The organism is Arthrobacter sp. QXT-31 (assembly GCF_001969265.1).
Lineage (GTDB): Bacteria > Actinomycetota > Actinomycetes > Actinomycetales > Micrococcaceae > Arthrobacter.
On record NZ_CP019304.1, the window covers coordinates 3,433,406 to 3,451,185 of the forward strand.

14 protein-coding genes are annotated in these 17,780 nt (G+C 67.5%); 6 read left to right on the forward strand and 8 right to left on the reverse strand.

Features of this window, described 5'->3' with window-relative positions:
• The first annotated feature begins 24 nt into the window (after positions 1-24).
• Complete coding sequence (locus tag BWQ92_RS15580) at positions 25-1,680, forward strand: amino acid permease (RefSeq protein ID WP_076800918.1); 1,656 nt, start codon at positions 25-27, stop codon at positions 1,678-1,680.
• Between the two features lie 228 nt (positions 1,681-1,908).
• Here BWQ92_RS15580 and BWQ92_RS15585 read toward each other — a convergent pair whose 3' ends face one another.
• Both BWQ92_RS15585 and BWQ92_RS15590 read right to left on the reverse strand, forming a co-directional pair.
• Positions 1,909-2,604, reverse strand: a complete 696-nt coding sequence (locus BWQ92_RS15585; RefSeq protein ID WP_076800920.1) for a maleylpyruvate isomerase family mycothiol-dependent enzyme — start codon at positions 2,602-2,604, stop codon at positions 1,909-1,911.
• Positions 2,605-2,871: 267 nt separating this feature from the next.
• Positions 2,872-4,464 carry a PucR family transcriptional regulator gene (locus BWQ92_RS15590; RefSeq protein WP_076800922.1) on the reverse strand — a complete coding sequence of 531 codons (1,593 nt, stop codon included), beginning with the start codon at positions 4,462-4,464 and terminating at the stop codon, positions 2,872-2,874.
• Positions 4,465-4,597: 133 nt separating this feature from the next.
• Here BWQ92_RS15590 and BWQ92_RS15595 point away from each other — a divergent pair, with 133 nt between their 5' ends.
• Positions 4,598-6,130 (forward strand): purine-cytosine permease family protein, encoded by a 1,533-nt coding sequence (locus BWQ92_RS15595; RefSeq protein ID WP_076800924.1) that lies wholly within the window; start codon positions 4,598-4,600, stop codon positions 6,128-6,130.
• A 31-nt stretch (positions 6,131-6,161) separates the two neighbouring features.
• Entirely contained in the window at positions 6,162-7,121 is a 960-nt protein-coding gene (locus BWQ92_RS15600; protein WP_076800926.1) for a polysaccharide deacetylase family protein, read from the forward strand.
• Between the two features lie 522 nt (positions 7,122-7,643).
• Here BWQ92_RS15600 and BWQ92_RS15605 read toward each other — a convergent pair.
• From BWQ92_RS15605 to BWQ92_RS15620, 4 genes are all read right to left on the reverse strand, one after another.
• Positions 7,644-7,820, reverse strand: coding sequence for a CsbD family protein (locus BWQ92_RS15605; RefSeq protein WP_003804064.1), 177 nt, complete (start codon positions 7,818-7,820; stop codon positions 7,644-7,646).
• Between the two features lie 122 nt (positions 7,821-7,942).
• Complete coding sequence (locus BWQ92_RS15610; protein ID WP_076800928.1) at positions 7,943-9,415, reverse strand: PepSY-associated TM helix domain-containing protein; 1,473 nt, start codon at positions 9,413-9,415, stop codon at positions 7,943-7,945.
• A 295-nt stretch (positions 9,416-9,710) separates the two neighbouring features.
• Entirely contained in the window at positions 9,711-10,496 is a 786-nt protein-coding gene (locus tag BWQ92_RS15615; protein WP_076800930.1) for a YcnI family copper-binding membrane protein, read from the reverse strand.
• A gap of 182 nt (positions 10,497-10,678) precedes the next feature.
• A complete protein-coding gene (locus BWQ92_RS15620; RefSeq protein ID WP_076800932.1) occupies positions 10,679-11,293 on the reverse strand; it encodes a hypothetical protein in 615 nt (204 codons plus the stop codon).
• Positions 11,294-11,577: 284 nt separating this feature from the next.
• Between BWQ92_RS15620 and BWQ92_RS24015 the strand changes: the two genes are divergently transcribed.
• Complete coding sequence (locus BWQ92_RS24015; protein ID WP_076800934.1) at positions 11,578-11,964, forward strand: hypothetical protein; 387 nt, start codon at positions 11,578-11,580, stop codon at positions 11,962-11,964.
• Between the two features lie 15 nt (positions 11,965-11,979).
• Here BWQ92_RS24015 and BWQ92_RS15630 read toward each other — a convergent pair whose 3' ends face one another.
• Both BWQ92_RS15630 and BWQ92_RS15635 read right to left on the reverse strand, forming a co-directional pair.
• On the reverse strand, positions 11,980-12,672 hold the full coding sequence (locus BWQ92_RS15630) for a potassium channel family protein (protein WP_076800936.1): 693 nt from the start codon (positions 12,670-12,672) through the stop codon (positions 11,980-11,982).
• Positions 12,665-14,056: a TrkH family potassium uptake protein gene (locus tag BWQ92_RS15635; RefSeq protein ID WP_083706338.1), complete on the reverse strand. Its 1,392-nt coding sequence runs from the start codon at positions 14,054-14,056 to the stop codon at positions 12,665-12,667. Before BWQ92_RS15635 ends, BWQ92_RS15630 begins: the two co-directional genes overlap by 8 nt.
• Before the next feature lie 446 nt (positions 14,057-14,502).
• Between BWQ92_RS15635 and BWQ92_RS15640 the strand changes: the two genes are divergently transcribed.
• Positions 14,503-16,485, forward strand: a complete 1,983-nt coding sequence (locus BWQ92_RS15640) for an APC family permease (protein ID WP_076800938.1) — start codon at positions 14,503-14,505, stop codon at positions 16,483-16,485.
• Positions 16,486-16,869: 384 nt separating this feature from the next.
• A complete protein-coding gene (locus BWQ92_RS15645) occupies positions 16,870-17,718 on the forward strand; it encodes a phosphatidylinositol-specific phospholipase C/glycerophosphodiester phosphodiesterase family protein (RefSeq protein ID WP_076800940.1) in 849 nt (282 codons plus the stop codon).
• The last annotated feature ends 62 nt before the right edge of the window (positions 17,719-17,780 follow it).

Sequence of the window (17,780 nt, forward strand, 5' to 3'; positions counted from 1 at the left end):
CTCAAGACCCAAGGACTTATTGCCATGTCTGTCACCAAACCACAACGGTCCGACGACGAACTCCTCGCCAACCTCGGCTACAAGCCCGAACTGAAGCGTTCGTGGTCCGGCTTTTCCAACTTCGCCATCTCCTTCTCTGTCATCTCGATCCTCAGCGGCCCGTTCATCAGCTTCTTCATCGGATGGAACAACGGCGGCCCGGCGGCCATCAGCTGGGGCTGGCCCATCGTCTGTGCCCTCATCCTCGTGGTGGGCCTGTGCATGGGCGAACTTGTCTCCGCGATGCCCACCTCCGGCGGCATGTACTACTGGGCGGCCAAGCTTGGCAGCCTGCGCTCCAGCTACTTCACCGGCTGGCTGGACTTCCTGGGCCTGCTGGCCATCGTCGCCGCCGTGTCCTATGGCTGCGCCACCTTCATCGACGTGACCCTTTCGTCGTTCAGCTCGGCCTGGGCCGAAGGGTACTCACTGTCCCGGGTGTTCCTGATCTTCATCGCCGTGCTGGTGGTGGTCACGATCCTCTCGATCTTCTCCAGCCACCTGCTGGCCATCTTCAACAACATCTCCGTGTGGTGGCACGTCATCGGCACCGCGGCAATCATCGCCATCATCATCTTCGTGCCGGAACGCCACGCCAGCATGGCCGACGTGTTCAGCCAGCGGATCAACAACACCGGATGGTTCGACGGTGCCACTACCGGCATGGGATTCATCTTCCTTGTGCTCCCGCTCGCCGTGATCCTGCCGCAGTTCACCGTCACCGGCTACGACGCCTCCTGCCACATGTCCGAGGAAACCAAGGGCGCCTCCAACTCCGCCGCCAACGGCATCTGGCAGGCCATCCTCTACTCGGCAATCGGCGGCTGGATCCTGCTGCTGGGCATCCTCTTCGCCGTGCAGGACGCCGACGCCGTCACCGCAAGCGGCGGCAGCGTGGTCACCGTGCTCAACCAGGCACTGAGCGGCCCGTGGGTCAGCACCGTGCTGGTGATCTCCACCGTGGGCCAGTGCTTCTGCGCCATGGCCTGCATGACCTCCACCACCCGCATGCTGTTCGCCTTCAGCCGGGACGGCGCGGTGCCCGGCGCCCGCATCTGGCCCCGCCTCAACAAGAGCGGTGTTCCGCTGTACAGTGTAGCCCTGGTTGCCGGCCTGGCGATCCTCCTGGCCCTGCCCGCCCTCGTGGAGGTGGATATCAACGGCGCCCCCGTGCCGGTGGCCTTCAACGCGGTAGTCTCCATCGGCGTCGTCGGCCTGTACTTGGCCTTCGCTATCCCGATCTACCAGCGCCTCCGCAAGGGCTCCGCCTTCGAGCGCGGCTCCTGGCACCTGGGCCGGAACTACAAGTGGCTGGGCACCATCGCCGTCGTGGAGATCGCACTGACCACGGTGATCGCCCTCCTGCCGACCTCCCCGCTCGGAGCTCCGTGGAACCCCGACTTCGAGTGGAAGTACTTCAACTACACACCGCTGGTGGTCGGCGGAACCCTGCTGGTGCTGTGGCTGGCCTGGCAGCTCCGGGTCAGGCACACCTACACCGGCCCGCGCCACACCGTGGACCTGCCCAACGGACTCACCTCGGCCGACGAGCTGGAGATCGAGTACGAGGAGCACCACCCCGGCCACCACCACGCGGTCCACGGCAGCCACGAGAAGTCCGACGCCAACCACCGCGCGTAACTCACAGTTCAATACGTAACTAACAGTTCAATACGGAGGGCCTGGCTGCGCTGAGCAGCCGGGCCCTTCCGACGCTCCATCACTTCCTGCCACTTTCCCTCGGACGCTCTATCACTCCCTGCCGTTTTCCCTCGGACGCTCTATCACTCCCTGCCGGATTCCCCCGACGCGTCCTCACGTCCCGCTGCCTCCAGCTAAACGCTTCCTCAGATCCCGCCGTCGTTCTGTCTATGGCGTAAGCGGACCACGGATGACGCGCAAGGCGAGCTCAGTGTCGCCGTCGATCGCGGCGGTGTTCGACAGGTTGGAGCGGCCCCAAAGGCCGAAGTACATGTCCCGTGGGGTTGCGCTGACCTCCGCTTTGACGTCCCCGGATCCGACGGTCCAGGCCGTGCCGTGGGGGATGCGGAAGGTCACGGCCTTTCCGGGGTCCGGCATCCGCTGTAGCCGGATCTGCCGCGGGGCGACCATTGTTAGGGCCTCGTCGATGCCGTCCAGCAGGAAGTCCTCTGGGAACTCCGGTTCCCGTTGCCCTGACGCCTGGTGGGCGTCGAGAAGGTGGATGGCGTGCTCGTGCGCCTGCCGGCGAAGCCAAAAACCCGCAGTGCGCGGGGGAGGTCCGAAGTTCCAACACGGGGCCGTCGGGTCCAGCGAGGTCATCGTGGCAAGGAAATCAGGCGCTCCTTCGAGGAACCAGCTCGCCGCTCCTGCTGTGGGCGGGGCCGGTGCCTCAACATGCTTGCCGGTGCGGACCACGGCGGCAGCCCATCGTTCGATGGAGCCGACATGCCCAAAAAGCTCATCGAGCGTCCAACCCGGACAGGCCGGAACGGAGCGGGCCAGTGTGCCCTCCGACTGGCGGGCAAGCTCTTCGAGTGATCCGAGGCAGTGCGTGAGTTCGGCCAGGTAGCGTTCGGGCAGCATGGGTCGAGCATATCCAGTCCGGTAGTGCGGAAGCGTTCGGTCCCAAGCGGCGGGATGTGAGGAAGGGTCCGCCTGGCGGCGGGAGGTGATGGAGCGTTGGGGAAAAGGCGGCGGGAGGTGATGGAGCGTTGGGGAAAAGGCGGCAGGAGGTGATAGAGGGTCGGGGGAAAGCGGCAGGAGGTGATAGAGGGTCGGGGGAAAGGCGGCGGGAGGTGATAGAGGGTCGGGGGAAAGGCGGCAGGAAGTGAGAGAGGGTCGTATGTAGGGCTAGGGGAGTCGGGCCAGGCGGGTGGCCAGGTGCAGGCTCGCGAGGCGGCCGGTTCCGCGGGGGTCGCCGCCGCAGAGGTCGAAGATGCGCTGCAGCCGGTGGTACATCGACTGCCGTTCCAGGTGCAGCTCGCGGGCAGCCTGGGCCGTGTTGCAGCCGGAGTCCAGCCATACGGTCAGGGTGTGCAGCAACTGCGAGTTCCGCTGCTCGTCGTGCTCGAGGACCGGGCCGAGCGTTCGGCGGACGTAATCGCGGCGGGCAGCGGCGTCGAGGCTCTCGGCTGCCAGGCGCTCGACACCAAATGCCTCCGCATCCAGGACATGCCGGGAGCGGCCGGCCCGCGGCGCCAGATCCAGCGTCCGCCGCGCTTCCGCCATCGACCACGCCGCCTCGCCGATGCCCTGCCCCAGAGGTCCGATGGCGACCGCGGAACCTTCCGGGACCTCGAGGGACCCCAGCGCCTCGAGCAGCGATGCCCGTGCGGACCGTGTTCCCTCGCGCGGGAGGCCGGCCAACGCGATGAGCTCCAGCTTGTCGGCATAGCTCGCGGCATGCGGAACCGCCCCCGCAAGGACTGCGTCCAGCGCGGGACGCAGCCGGCCCGAGGCGGCGGAACGGATCATGACGGCGGCCACCGGACCGTCGACGGCGAACCCCGCCGCCGCCCCCAGCTGCTCGAGCCGCCACGGCTGGGCCCCGGAATGGACGGCTCGCATCAGCTCAGCGCCCGCCAGTTCCTTCAGGCCCGGCGGCATCCGCTGCAACAGCGCCAGGCCGAGGATGTCGACGGACCGTTCGCCCGCCACCCGGACGAACGCCGGGTCGACGCCCTCAGTCAGCTCAAGTTCGAGGCGGGCAGCCAGCACACCACGGACCGGAACGTCGACCGCCGTCGTACTCACTGCCCCGGGGCTAACTCCCGCCAAACCTTCGGTGCCAAGACCGCCGTCGGAATTTCCGCCGTCGGAAGCGCCGCCACTGCCGCCAGCGCCGCCGCCGCCCCCGCCGCCAGCGCCGCCGCTGCCGGAGGAACCAACACCGGCGCTGCCCAGCGTCACTCCCGCCGGCGACACCAGGCGCACCCCGGTTCCGGTCTGCCCGGCGAGCACGGCGAGCACCTCGTCCAGCCCGCCGCCGTGGGCGAGTTCGGCGGCCATGGCGTGGCTGATCTCATCCCCGCGCTGCAGCAGCTCCACGGACTGGCCCACCAGGATCGAGTTGATCTCCTGCATGATGCCCACGAAGGGTGCCACTTTGCGGAGCTCGAACAGCGGCAGGCCGTTGGACTCGGCCGCCACCAGCATCAACTCCGGGATGTCAGGCAGCACCGGCCCCGTCTCGATCGCAACAGCCGCCACGCCGCGCCCGGCCAGCTCGCGCACGTAGTCCACGCGCCGCTGGTCCGAAGCGGTGGCCAGGGCCTGCCCGCCGCTGAGGAGAAGCTCACCGCCGCGCAGCAAGGGAGCGATATCCAGGACCTCGCTGGAGTGCACCCACCGCACCTGCCGCCCGGCCACGGCAGAGCCCGCCGCGCGGAGGAGCGGATCGGCCGCCTGGACGCTGCGGTGCTTCAAAACGTCTTCGAGGAACACTGACCTTACACTCCGTCATAGGCAAGAGGATTCTGCTAGACAGATCGTACCTTGTTGCTGTGATGGAGCCCACATACGCTTAATTCATCCCTTCTTCACGGAGGCTCTTCTTCCTCACACGGAGGCTTTTCCGATGCACAATTCCTCAACACCGCAGTCCGGGCCCGCAACGGAGCAGGCCGAGGACTTCGAAGCCTGGCTCCAGCCCATTCCGGAAACCGCGCGCACCCGCAAGGTGTCCGGCCAGTTCTGGATCTGGGCCGGCGCAAACCTCGCCCCGATCAACTGGGTCCTCGGCGCCCTGGGCATCAACCTCGGCCTTGGCTTTGCCGACACCGTCACCGTTCTGGTCCTGGGCAACCTGATCGGCATGCTGCTCTTTGGCTGCTTCGTCCTGCTGGGCCAAAAGACCGGGGCCACCGGCATGGTCCTGGCCCGCGCCGCCTTCGGCCGCCGCGGCAACTACCTTCCGGCCGCCATCCAGGCCCTGCTGGTGGTGGGCTGGTGCGCCGTCAACACCTGGATCATCCTCGACCTGGTCATGGCGCTCTTCGGCACCCTCGGCTGGGTGGACCCACAGGCCCACAACTACGCCTGGAAGATCGGCGTGGCCACGTTCATCATGGCCGCCCAGGTTGCCATCGCATGGTTCGGCTACAAGGCGATCGCCGCCTTCGAAAAATGGACCGTGCCGCCCACCATCATCATCCTGGTGGTCATGTCCGCCGTCGCCTGGTTCGGCCTCAAGATCGACTGGACCTACGCCGGCCCCGCGGGCAACATCCTCGAAGGCTCCGAACGGATCGCCGCCATGAGCGCCGTGATGACCGCCATCGGCATCGGCTGGGGCATCACCTGGTTCACCTACGCCGCCGACTACTCCCGCTTCGTCAGCACCACCGTCCCCAAGAAAAAGGTCTACCTCGCCTCCGTCCTGGGCCAGTTCATCCCGGTGGTCTGGCTGGGTGTCCTCGGCGCAAGCCTCGCCACCAACAGCGGCGAAATCGATCCCGGCAAGCTCATCGTCCAGAACTTCGGTGCCCTGGCGCTGCCCGTGCTCCTGATGGTGCTCCACGGCCCCATCGCCACCAACATCCTCAACATCTACACGTTCTCGGTGGCCACGCAGGCGCTCGACATCACCATCAGCCGCCGGAAACTCAACCTGTTCGTCGGCGTTTTCTCACTCATCGCCGTCATCTACTTCATCTTCCAGGAGGACTTCGCCGCCGTGCTGGACGCCTGGCTCATCGGCCTGGTGGCGTGGGTGGCAGCCTGGGGCGGCGTGATGCTGGTGCACTTCTTCTGGCTGGAGCGGCGCTGGCCCGGCAACGTGGAACGGCTGTTCGACGGCGTCGGCACCCGCCGCCTGCCCGTGGTCAACTGGGCCGGCGTGACCTCGCTGCTCGCCGGGATCTTCGCCACCTGGCTGTTCATGTACGGGCTGGTCCCGGTGATGCAGGGGCCCATCGCGGTTGCCCTGGGCGGCTGGGACCTCTCCTGGCTGGCCGGCGGACTCACCAGCGCCGGGGTGTATGCGGTGCTTGGCCCCCGTCTGCACCGGCAGTACGTGACGGTGACGCCCGACGGCGGCACTGCAGCCGTTGCTGTCAGCGCACCTGCCGCCGGGCAGGCACCCCAGCCCGTTCCCGCCGTCGACCTCTAACCACTCCCTTACTACGAAAGGAACCCACGGCATGAGCCCCAGCGCCTTCCCGGATTCCCAGCACCCCATCACCTGGCCCGCCAGCTACACCGCCGCCGCATCCTTCACCTTCGATGTCGATGCCGAATCCTGCGTCATCGCGCACGACCCCGCCAGCACCCGGCGGATGTCGCTGATGAGCCACCAGTCGTACGGGCCCAGGGTTGCGGTGCCGCGGCTGCTGCAGATCCTGGCGCGGCAGGAGGTCCGTGGGACGTTCTTCATCCCCGGGTTCACCGCGGAAAGCTACCCGGACGTCGTGCGGCAGATCGTCGACGGCGGCCACGAGGTTGCGCACCACGGCTACCTGCACGAGCCGATGCAGGGGATCGACGCCGTGACGGAGGCCTCCTATATTGACCGCGGGCTCGAGGCGCTGGAGAAGGTCGCCGGGATCCGGCCGGTGGGGTACCGGGCGCCGTGGTGGGAACTGAACTGGCACTCGCCGGCGCTCCTCGCAGACCGCGGTTTCCTCTACGATTCCAGCCTGCTCGACGGCGACGCGCCGTACCGGATGTCGGTCTCGCAGGATCCTTCCTCCGGGGATACCCGCGACATCGTGGAGATCCCCGTGGACTGGACGCTCGACGACTGGGAGCAGTACGCCTTCTACCCGGGAGTCACCGGCAGCGGCGTGATCGAAAGCCCGGCCAAGGTGCTGGAGATGTGGACACTCGAGGCGCAGGCACACCATGCGCAGGGAAGCTGCTTCGTGCTCACCAACCACCCGTTCATCTCGGGCCGGCCCTCCAAGGCAGTGGCCCTGGAGCAGCTCATCGAGCGGGTCAAGGGCATGGACGGCATGTGGGTGACGACGCTGGAGCAGATCGCGGAGCATACTGCGGCGACTGTTGCCGACGTCCACACCCACGCCCGGATCGAGGTGCCTGTTGCTCCCGGTTTCGGAGCCCGCTTCAAGCCGGGGCAGGTGCAGGTACCCGCGCTGGGGTAGCCCGGCAGGGCTCGGGGCGAAGCTGAGCGCGAACGGACACTTGTGGCCCTTCACACGAGGGCCACAAGTGTCCGTTCGCGCTTGGTGGTTCCCTGGTGCCGGGCGCGGATGCTTGGCCCGCGCGCGGTGCTGCCTGGCCCCGCGCCGCATTGCCGGAAAGGGCCGCATTGCCGGAAAGGGCCGCCTGGAAGCATTTTGGGCGGCCACTTTTGGTAATTGGTGGAGAGCGAGCGGCCATTTTTGGTAATCCGCCAACGACGGAGGCTCGGCAAGGGCGGCGTTAAGCACGGACCGCGGCCTGAGGGCAATGAAAAAGCCGCCCTGCGGTGTTGGGGGCCATCGCAGGACGGCATGAATTCAAAGGTACTGTCCCGGTCTTCGCCACAAAAGAGTTTCCACCCGCGGCGCAGAAATTTTAACGTTTTCTTTACGCCTGCCCTCGTCTGGCGCGCTGAGGGCAGAACACGCGGCGGGGCCCTGTCCGCTCTTACCGGACAGGGCCCCGAGCTCTAAAGCTGGACCTTAGTGCCTCCTGAAGGCGTCCTTGATCTTTTCGCCGGCCTGCTTGAGGTCGGCCCTGATGTGGCGGGCCCTGCCTTCGGACCGGAGCCGCTCATCTCCGGTCGCGCGGCCGGCTGCTTCCTTGCTTCTGCCGTGGAGTTTTTCGGCGGCGTTGTGGATCTTGTCACCCAAACCCATCGTGACCTCCTGTTCGGGAAGGCCGGGGCGGCCTGATGCCGCGGCGGCCACTTTCAGTCTATCGACGGCGGGCCCGGGCAGCCATGCTCTCCTTCCGGTCCGCGGCATTACAGGGTGGGCGCTTACTTGTGAGCTTCGGCCACGTCCGCTTTTGGTTCCGGAGAATAACGACGACGGCGCCTGGCTTCACCTATCACCGCGTCCAGGAGGAGGAAGGCGAGGAGGCTCCAGCCAAGGAGCGGCAGGAACATGCCCACGAGGACCATCGCCGTGATCGCGGCCAGGACGCCTGCCCAGTGTCCGCGGACGAAGGCTCCCCGCGGCGCCGGCCGGCCCACGGCCCAGGCGCTGCCGCGGGTGGGGCGGCGCTTCCACCACATCACGTAGCCCCACACCACCATGGCGGCCAGTCCTGCGGCCACGGCGAGCAGGACGAGCTGGTTGGGCAGGCCGAAGAGCAGGCCCATGTGCGCCGCGATGGCCCAGCGGGTCAGCTTCGCCGCCAGTCCGAAATCCTTGAAGTCGGCGCGGCTGGTGACCTTCTCGGAATCCGGGTCGATGGCAACTGCGCTGGCGGTGGCCGGCCATTCCCGGCCTGCCTCGGTCACGGTCCAGGCCGTGCCGGCCTTTGCGGGCGGCTTGATGTCCACCATGGGGGCCGTGATGATGTCCGCCCGGGCGATCCGCTCGACGGTGTCGTAGGTTGCCGGGTCCGCTGCCGCGCCGGTCGGTGCCGACCCTGAACCGTGCCCGGCGTGGTCACCGGCCGGTGCGGACGCCTCCCCATTCAGTGACGTGGAGACAGTGGGGGTGAGCCAGCCGAGGCTGGTGCGGACCTTGGTGATGTTCTCGCCCGCGCTGGCGGACCAGGTGAGGCCGGAGGCGGACAGGAACAGGAAGGCGGCGAGCAGGACGGTGCCCGTGGTGCCGTGGAGCCACACCATCCTCGCCCGGCCGGAAGCGGGGCGGGCCTTCGGAGACGATATTCGGCGTCGGCGGATCCTGCCGATCCACAGACCCAGCCCGCCGAGCGCGACAACCCAGAGCCAGGACGCAGCCAGTTCACTGTAGATCCGGCCGGGCTCACCGAGGTTCAGGGAGCGGTGGAGGTTGGAGATCCAGGTGCGCGTGGGGAGCGACCCGCTGCTGCCATAGGTGGTGAGGTCTCCGCGGATTTCGCCCGTGCCGGGATGCACAAAGACGGTCCTGTATTCGGATTCACCCAGCGTAGGGTCGGCGAAGAGCACGCGGGTGGTGTCCTCGGAGCCGGGCGCCGGGCGGACGGCAATGGGCGTAGCGCCGCCGGCGGAATCCATCGCCGTCTTCACCTGTGCGGAGAGCGGCAGAGGGTGGGCGACCGCCGGAACGCGCAGCTCCTTGGCGTGGACGGCCTGTTCCAGTGCCGGGGTGATGGCGTAGAGGCCGCCGCTGACCGCGGCGACGAAAAGGAAGGGACCGGCGAGAATGCCAGCGTAGAAGTGCAGCCGGAGCAGGAAGGCGCGGAACCATCCGCGGCCGTCCGGTCCGTTGCCGGCGGGGGCAGCCTCCGGCGGTGATGGTTGCCTGGACTTTTGGGGGTTGGCTAATAGGGTCATGGTCTTGTCTTTCGAGGACTGGTGGCGCTGCGGACGTGCGCGTGGGGACCACTAAGGGACCGGCTTAAACGGCCGGGTTGAGGGCAGCACGGCGCACGGAACCGGCTGTGCATATCGACGGCGTGGGGCCCCGAAGGCGGGCAGCCCGGAATTGGGCACAGCGCATTTGGGCAGCGCGAAGCGTTTGTGGGTAGCGCACAGGAACCTCCCGCCCGGTCAGCCGGGTGAGGGGCTCAGTGCGTAAAAGAAGTACGCGGCGCCCGGGCCGGTTGCCAGCCCAGGCGCCGCGTCGCTGCTAGCTGTTGCCGCGGCTGGCGCGTGTGCGTGCCAGCGCCGTCACGCCGGCTGCGAGGCCGATGAGTCCGGCGGCGAGTCCGATCCATCCTGCGGTGTCGCCGCCGGAGGAGGAATCCGACGACGCCGGCGCCACTGCGGAAGCCTGCGTGGCGGTGGGGGCGGCAGCTCCGTGGCCGTCGTCTTCAGCTGCCGTGGTGACGAACGTCGGTGCCGGGCGGGACTCCTTCGCCTCTGCGGCAGGCGTTTCCGAGGCGCCCGCGGAGGACGTTGCCGACGCGTGGCCGTGGTCGGCAGCCGCATCGGCCCAGTTAACGGTGGTCCCGTCCGTGTAGCCCTGGGCCGCCGGCAGGGTCACCGTGGTCCCGGCAGCGGGGAGGCGGCCGACCGACAGGGTGAAGGTCTGGAACTCGTTCTGCCCGATCTGGTGCGCAGCGTCGGCAGTCCAGACCACGCTGGTGGGTGCCTTGGTCACGGTGGCCCCGTTCACCTCGACCGGTTTGGGCAGGGTGCCGGTAATGATCTTGGCCTTCCAGCCGTCCATGGGCTTGACCGAAACCGACGTCAGCGGGGTGTCGGTGGGCAGTTTCACTTCGAGGCGGTTGGTCTTGGCGGTCTCGGACTCGTTGGGAACGCTGAACGTCAGCTTGGTGAAACCGCCCTCAGCGGTGGCGGAGGGGTCGACAGTGACGTGGGCGGAGGCGGCGGCCGCGCCGGCGGCCAGGAATCCGGCCGTCAGCGTGGCGGCAGCGGCGGTCTTGAGGGTACGGCGAAGCGAGGTATTCATGGCAGGTGCGCCTTTCACAGGTTCAATTTCACAGGTATGAGGGGTCAGGAATGGCAGGCCGGTGGGCCTGTCCGGGAAGCGGAAGAACCGCCGTCGGAAGTTCCTGCCCTGCGTGAAAAGGGGCCTGTGCAAAAGGTGCCCTGGTGAAAGGGCCCTTGCGTGAAAGGTGAAAGGAACTGTCTCTAGGCGGCGGCTGCGGGCAGCGGCGGGCCGCGGCGGGACGGCAGGCGTACCGAATGGTGCCGGGGCGGAAGCAGCACGGCCGCGAAATGCGGGCGCGGAACGCGGACCGGAACGATGACGGCCGGCTCGGGGTTCCAAAACAGCGGGCCCAGCCAGTCGGCCAGTGCACCGAGGGCCCGCTCGCCGCGGGCGAGGAGCAACGCCGTGACCAGGGTGGCGACGGCGTGGGCGGCGAACATGGGCCCGTCGGGCACAGACCCGTGGGCCGGGGCGGCCAGCATCAGCGCTTCGGGATTCAGCGCGGCCGAGGCGTGTCCGGCGTGTTCGGAGAGCAGCGCCGGGGAAGCGGCTGGAGGAGCTCCTGCGGACATGGCGTCAAACGCCCAGTGAAGCCAGACCTGTCCGCCGCCTATCAGCCCGGTCAGAACCGGCAGCGACAGCTTGAAGCGTGTCAGGGCCGCGACCGGAACCATGGTCACGGCGCACAAGGCCGCGAGGATTGCGGGCGTGGGCAGTTGGCCTCCGCCGGCCAGGTGCCCTCCGGCGGCCAAGCCCAGGATGATGGATCCGATCAGCCCGGAGCGGAACAGGCGGAACGAAGCATGCGGCTTCACGGGCTGTCCTTTCTCCTGGCGACGACGTTGGCACAACAGTGGAATCCACTTCCGGTAATGATATGACGCGGATCACACGGCCGGGCGTTTATGACGTATTTCGGTTCCCATTCTGCCCGATTCCTGGTGCCCCTTTTCCGTATTTCCCGGATCGCGTCCCGAAGTGCGCTCACGGGCGCAACCGGTAACAGCGCAGACACATGGCAGGACCCAACCCGAAACGTTTTAGAAAACATCGTGGGGCAGGCTGGTGCCATCAACATTCCAATGGAGGGGGATCGGACGTGAACGAAGACATGGGCCTTGAAGTGCGGTCCAGCGCCGAGCTGGCGGTAGGGGACGTGGTGGAGGCGTGGCACCGCGGACGGCTGGCGCACAGCGGGACTGTGAGCAGCACCTTCCGGGACATCGACCTCTTCTGGATCATCGACGCCCGGACCGGCGCGCGGCGGCTGCTGGACCTTGAGCAGCTCAGCGTGCGGCGGGTGCCGGCCGCGAAAGCGGCAGGCGCCGTCGGGCATTCCACGGGGGCGCGTTCCACAGGTGCAGGGAAACTGAAGTCCGACGCCGGGAACCCGGCTTACGCCGTCGGCAAGCCTGCCCGGCGGCGCAGGAAGCCGGCCACCAGCCTGGCCCAGTTGGTGTTTATCGAGGCGCCGGCCACCCGCTAAAAGGCCGGGACACGGTCACTGCATGTTGCTGAAGCGCTCCGCCTGCGTCTTGCTGCCCTGCACAATGATCTGGTCCTCCTCGTACAGGACGGTCTGCGCCGTGGTGTGGCCCCAGATCCCGCCGGGGCGCTTGACCGCCACGATGGTGATGCCGTACTTGTCGCGCAGGCCCAGGACGCCGAGCGGCCGGTCGCAGGCCTCGGCGGGCGGGCTGGTGCGGATCATGACGAAGTCGTCCTCGAACTCGACGTAGTCCAGCAGCGAGCCGCGGACCAGGTGGGCCACGCGTTTGCCCATGTCGTGCTCGGGGCGGATCACGTGGTCCACGCCGAGCTGGTTGAGGATCTCGGCGTGCGGCTCGCTGATGGCCTTGGCCCAGATCTGCGGCTTCTTGAAGGTGAGCAGGCGCGACGTCGTCAGGATGCTTGCCTCGATGTCCGTGCCGATGCCCACCACGGCGCGGTCGAACTCGTGGACGGAGAGCTGGCGCAGCACCTCCTCCTTGGTGGAATCGGCGCGGACCACGTGGGTGAGGCGGCCGTTGTAGGACTGGACGGTGTCCTCGTTGGCGTCGATGCCGAGCACCTCGGTGCCCTGCGCCTCGAGCTCCAGCGCCAGGGCGCCGCCGAAACGGCCCAGTCCGATGACCACCACCGTGTCCGCCTGACCCGCGGCTTCGGGTGAACGGGAAAAGAGGTTCTTAGCCAATGAGGGGCCTTTCCTTCGGGTATTCGTAGAGAAGCGGGCGTTCGCGCAGGGCCAGTGCGGCGCCGAGCGTCACCGGGCCGAGGCGGCCGACGAACATCAGCAGGATCAGCACCACCTGGCCGGCCGGCGGCATGGAGGCGGTGATGCCGGTGGACAGCCCCACGGTGGCGAACGCGGAGATGACCTCGAACAGGATCCGCTGCTGCCCGAAATCGGTGATGAGCATGAGGAACATCGTGGAGCCGACCACCAGCGCGATCGCGAGCAGCACCACGGTGATGGCCTGCCGGTGCACGGCACGGGAGAGGCGCTTGCCGAAAATGTTCACCGCGGTGCCGCCCTGCAGTTCGGTCAGCAGGATGAAGAACAGCACGCCGAAGGTGGTGATTTTCAGGCCGCCTGCAGTGCCGGCGGGGCCGCCGCCGATGAACATCAGGATGTCCATGCCCAGCCAGGACACCTCGTGCATCTGCCCGATGTCGATGCTGTTGAACCCGGCCGTGCGCGTGATGACGGACTGGAAGAAGCCGGCCAGAATTCGCTCGCCGGGCTTGAGTGCGCCGAGCGTGGCGGGGTTGGACCATTCGACGGCGGTAAGGAAGACGGTGCCGGCGGTGAGAAGGACGGCGGTGCCCACCAGGACCAGCTTGGTGTTCATGCTCCAGTGGATGGGCCGCTGGTACTGCCGCCGCAGCTCGAACAGCACCGGAAAGCCCAGGCCGCCGATGATCACCGCGGCCGCGATGGGCAGGCAGATCCAGGGATCGCCGGCGAAACCGATGAGGTTGTCCGTGTGCAGCGCGAACCCGGCGTTGTTGAACGAGGACACGGAATGGAAGACGCCGTGCCACAGCGCCCGCCCGGGCTCGTAGCCGTACCCCGCGACGAGCCTGGCGGCCAGGATCCCCGCCAGCACAATCTCCACGGTGAGGCTGATGGTCAGCACGCCGAGCAGGACGCGGCGCACGTCGCCGAAACCCGTGCTCTTGATCTCCGCGGCCGTTGAGAGCCGTGACCGCAGGCCCAGCCGGCGGGCCAGGAGCACACCGAGCAGCGTGCCGAAGGACATGACCCCGAACCCGCCGATCTGGATCAGGGCCATGATCACCACCTTGCCGAAGCCGCTCCAGTACACCGGGGTGTCGACCGTGACCAGTCCCGTGACGCACACCGAGGATGTGGAGGTGAACAGGGCGTCGAGGAAGGGCGCACCCTCCGGCCCGTTCCGCGCGATGGGCAGCATGAGCAAGCCCGTTCCGACGGCGACGGCGGCGGCGAAGCCGAGCACGATCACCTGCGCCGGATGCTGGGGTGCAAAGACGTTGAGGATGCGCGGGAAGACCGTGCCGGTAGGCCGGGCCTTCTGGGCAGGAATGTCGCGCATAGGCGTCACGCTACCACCGCGAAATTCCCTGCGGCCCGGTGTGAAGGACGAGGCGTTAAGAAAGCGTTAAGATCCCCGGTTTTCGCAATTTTCGGATTCCGGCCGGTGCTACGCTCCCGTGGTCATCAGCAAACTGCCCATGTGAATCGAAGGACCCCGTGGCCACCTCAAGCACGCAAGGCCGTGTCCCGCCATGCTGACCCAAAACGCCCCGCTGCTGTGGCTGATCCTCGGGATCGGCGCAACCGGCTACATGATCTACCGGCTCATCAGAGCAACCAAGTAGCCCCCGCCGTCGGACGCCCTCCCGTGGTCCGACGGCGGGTCCCCGACCCTTCCTCACCTTTCGCCCCCTGTTCCCCGACCCTTCCTCACCTTTCGCCGCCTGGTGCCCGATCCTTCCTCACGTGCCGGCGCCCGATCCCCGAAATCCAGAAAGACATTTCATGACCGCACCAGCCCAATATTCCGTTCCGGCCAGCGTGCCCAACCCCGAGCGGGAAAGCGGCCCCGGCGGCGCGTTTACGCGGTGGCTGCTGGAGCACAAGGTGCACCAGCCGGTGGGGCCGGAATCGGCGGAAGGCACCGGGCACCAGCAGAGCTGGTGGAAGGTCATGTGCCTGACCGGCGTGGACTACTTCTCCACGCTGTCCTATCTGCCCGGCATCGCCGCGCTCGCCGCCGGTGCGCTGTCGCCGCTGGCCACGCTGCTGATCGTGGCCCTGACCCTGCTGGGCATGCTGCCGATGTACCGCCGCGTGGCGCATGAGAGCCCGCACGGGCAGGGCTCCGTGGCCATGCTCGAGAACCTGCTGCCGTTCTGGCGCGGCAAGGTGTTTGTGCTGGTGCTGCTCGGGTTCGTGGCGACGTCGTGGATCATCACCATCACCCTCTCCGCGGCCGACGCCACCGTGCACCTGCTGGAGAACCCGTACCTGCCGCCGTTACTGGAAGGCCAGGCCGTCCCCATTACCGTGGTGATGCTGCTGATCCTGGGCGGGGTGTTCCTGCTGGGCTTCTCCGAGGCCGTGGCCGTCGCCATTCCGCTGGTGGGCGTCTTTCTGCTGCTGAACGCCGTCATCATCGGCACCGGAATTTACGACGCCGTCACTCAGCCGGGTGCCGTGGCTGCCTGGATCGCTGCACTCGGTTCATTTGGCGGCGGCTTGGGCAACATTGCCGGGCCTGCCATCCTCGCGTTCCCGCTGCTGGTGCTGGGCCTTTCCGGCTTCGAAACCGGCGTGAGCATGATGCCCCTGGTGGCCGCGTCCGGCTCCACGCCGGAGGAGACGCTCCGCAACCGGATCCGCAACACGCGCAAGCTCCTGACGGCGGCGGCCGTGGTCATGAGCGTCTACCTGGTCGGCAGCAGCTTCGTCACCACCGTGCTGATCCCGGCCGAGGCGTTCCAGGAGGGCGGTGAAGCGAACGGCCGTGCGCTCGCATACCTGGCACATGAACGGCTCGGCAACGGCTTCGGGTCCGTGTACGACATCAGCAGCATCCTGATCCTGTGGTTCGCCGGCGCGTCCGCAATGGCCGGGCTCATCAATATCGTGCCCCGGTACCTGCCCTCCTACGGCATGGCCCCCGACTGGTCCCGGGCCGTGCGCCCCGTGGTCCTGGTGTACACGGCCATCAGCATCCTCATCACCATCGGCTTCAACGCGGACGTCAACGCCCAGGCCGGCGCGTACGCAACCGGGATCCTGGCCATGATGGTCTCCGGCGCGGTGGCTGTGAGCATTTCCGCCGCCCGCCAGAAGAAGCGCAGGGCCGCCGTCGGGTTCACCGTCCTGACGCTCGTGATGCTCTACGCGCTGATGGAGAACGTGATCGAGAAACCCGACGGCCTGGCGATCTCCGGATTCTTCATCCTGGGCATCGTGGTGGTGTCGCTGGTGTCCCGGGTCTCGCGCACCACTGAGCTGCGGGTGGACCGGATCGAGTTCGATGAGACCGCGCGTCGCTTCATCACGGACACGATTGACTACGACGGGCGCATCAACATCATCGCCAACCGCCCGCAGGCCAGGGACGCGAAGGAGTACGCGCAGAAGGAGGCCGCGCAACGGGAAAACAACCCCGTCCCCGGCACGGCTGACGTGATGTTCCTGGAGATCGACATCACGGACCCGTCGGGCTTCAGCGATGTGCTTACCGTGCGTGGCGTCGAGGTGGCCGGGCACCGGGTCCTCCGCGCGAACAGCCCGGCCGCGCCCAACGCCATCGCCGCGATCCTGCTGGCACTGCACGATGCCACGGGAGTCCGCCCGCACGCGTACTTCGAGTGGGCCGAGGGCAACCCGCTGGCCCACCTGATGCGCTACCTGCTCCTGGGCCGCGGCGACACCGCCCCCGTGGTCCGGGAGATCATCCGCGAAAACGAGCCCGACCCCGCCCGGCGCCCGGGCATCCACGTCGGCTAGCCCGGCTACGCGTTGCCGTTGCCCGAGTCCTCCCGCTGATCGGGCCTGCCGATATTCAGGGCGGAAACGCTCTCTCACTTTTCGTCGGGTTTTACTGGACGCTCTCTCACCTCCAAAACGCGGGTGAGAGAGCGTTTGGAATGAGGCGACAGGATCTGACAGAGCGTTGGGAAATTGGCGACGGGATCTGAGGACGCGTTGGGGATTAGGCGACAGGATCTGAGGGAGCGTTGGGGTGGCGGCTCAAGACATGTCCTGTTCACCGGAGCGTCAGCAGCTGGTGGGCAAGCGTTAGTTGCCGGCGGGCAGGGTGGTGGGGCACGCCGTCGGACATTCCCAACCGGGAAGCGCGGGTGCATCCCAACCGCACTGAAGGAGAACCCTGTGCTGCTCAAAAGCACCGTCACTGCCCTCGTCGCCCTCACGGCGCTCGCCGGAATCGCCACCCCGTCCGCCGCGGCGCCGGATGCCGCCGTCACACTGGGGGAGCCGCATCCCGCAGCGCATGCGCACAACGACTACGAACACGACCGCCCGCTGCTGGATGCGCTGGAACACGGTTTCACCAGCGCGGAAGCGGACGTCTGGCTGGTGGAGGGCGAGCTGCGCGCGGCTCACGACCTCGAGGATGCTCGCGCCGGCGTCACCCTCGAAAGCCTCTATCTGGACCCGCTGGACCAGCTCGTGCGGCAGCAGGGCCACAGCGTCTACCCGGGCTGGGACGGCAGCCTGCAGTTGCTTATCGACATCAAGAGCGACGGCGAAACGACCTATGCGGCCATCGAGAAGGAACTCGCCGAGCACCCGGAGCTCATGACGCGTTATGCCAACGGCAAGGTGTCGGCCGGCCCGGTGACCGCCGTCATCAGCGGCAACCGGCCGCTCGCCACGATGCAGGCTGCGGACAAGAGGTTCGGTTTCTACGACGGCCGGTCGGCTGATCTGGCTTCGGGGAAACCTACCGCGCTGATGCCGCTGGTCAGCGACAACTGGACCAAGCTGTTCACGTGGCAGGGTGTCGGGCCGATGCCTGAGGCTGAGCGGGCCAAGCTGCGCGCTTACGTGGAAACGGCCCACGCCAAGGGGTACCGGGTGCGGTTCTGGGCGACGCCGGACCAGGCAGGGCCGGCCCGCGACGCACTGTGGGCCGAGCTGCTCGATGCCGGCATCGACCACATCAACACTGACGACCTTCCCGCGCTGGATACATTTCTGAGCGGGCGCGGGGAGTAGCCTGCTTCCTTCGAAAGGTGGGGAGGGTCCGGAAGAAGGCGGCGAGGGTGAGGAAGGGTCCA

Excerpts from the sequence above, each read along its gene's own strand:
- BWQ92_RS15580 (WP_076800918.1), top strand. The coding sequence starts at position 25 with ATGTCTGTCACCAAACCACAACGGTCCGACGACGAACTCCTCGCCAAC.
- BWQ92_RS15585 (WP_076800920.1), bottom strand. The coding sequence starts at position 2,604 with ATGCTGCCCGAACGCTACCTGGCCGAACTCACGCACTGCCTCGGATCA.
- BWQ92_RS15595 (WP_076800924.1), top strand. The coding sequence starts at position 4,598 with ATGCACAATTCCTCAACACCGCAGTCCGGGCCCGCAACGGAGCAGGCC.
- BWQ92_RS15600 (WP_076800926.1), top strand. The coding sequence starts at position 6,162 with ATGAGCCCCAGCGCCTTCCCGGATTCCCAGCACCCCATCACCTGGCCC.
- BWQ92_RS15605 (WP_003804064.1), bottom strand. The coding sequence starts at position 7,820 with ATGGGTTTGGGTGACAAGATCCACAACGCCGCCGAAAAACTCCACGGC.
- BWQ92_RS15610 (WP_076800928.1), bottom strand. The coding sequence starts at position 9,415 with ATGACCCTATTAGCCAACCCCCAAAAGTCCAGGCAACCATCACCGCCG.
- BWQ92_RS15615 (WP_076800930.1), bottom strand. The coding sequence starts at position 10,496 with ATGAATACCTCGCTTCGCCGTACCCTCAAGACCGCCGCTGCCGCCACG.
- BWQ92_RS15635 (WP_083706338.1), bottom strand. The coding sequence starts at position 14,056 with ATGCGCGACATTCCTGCCCAGAAGGCCCGGCCTACCGGCACGGTCTTC.
- BWQ92_RS15640 (WP_076800938.1), top strand. The coding sequence starts at position 14,503 with ATGACCGCACCAGCCCAATATTCCGTTCCGGCCAGCGTGCCCAACCCC.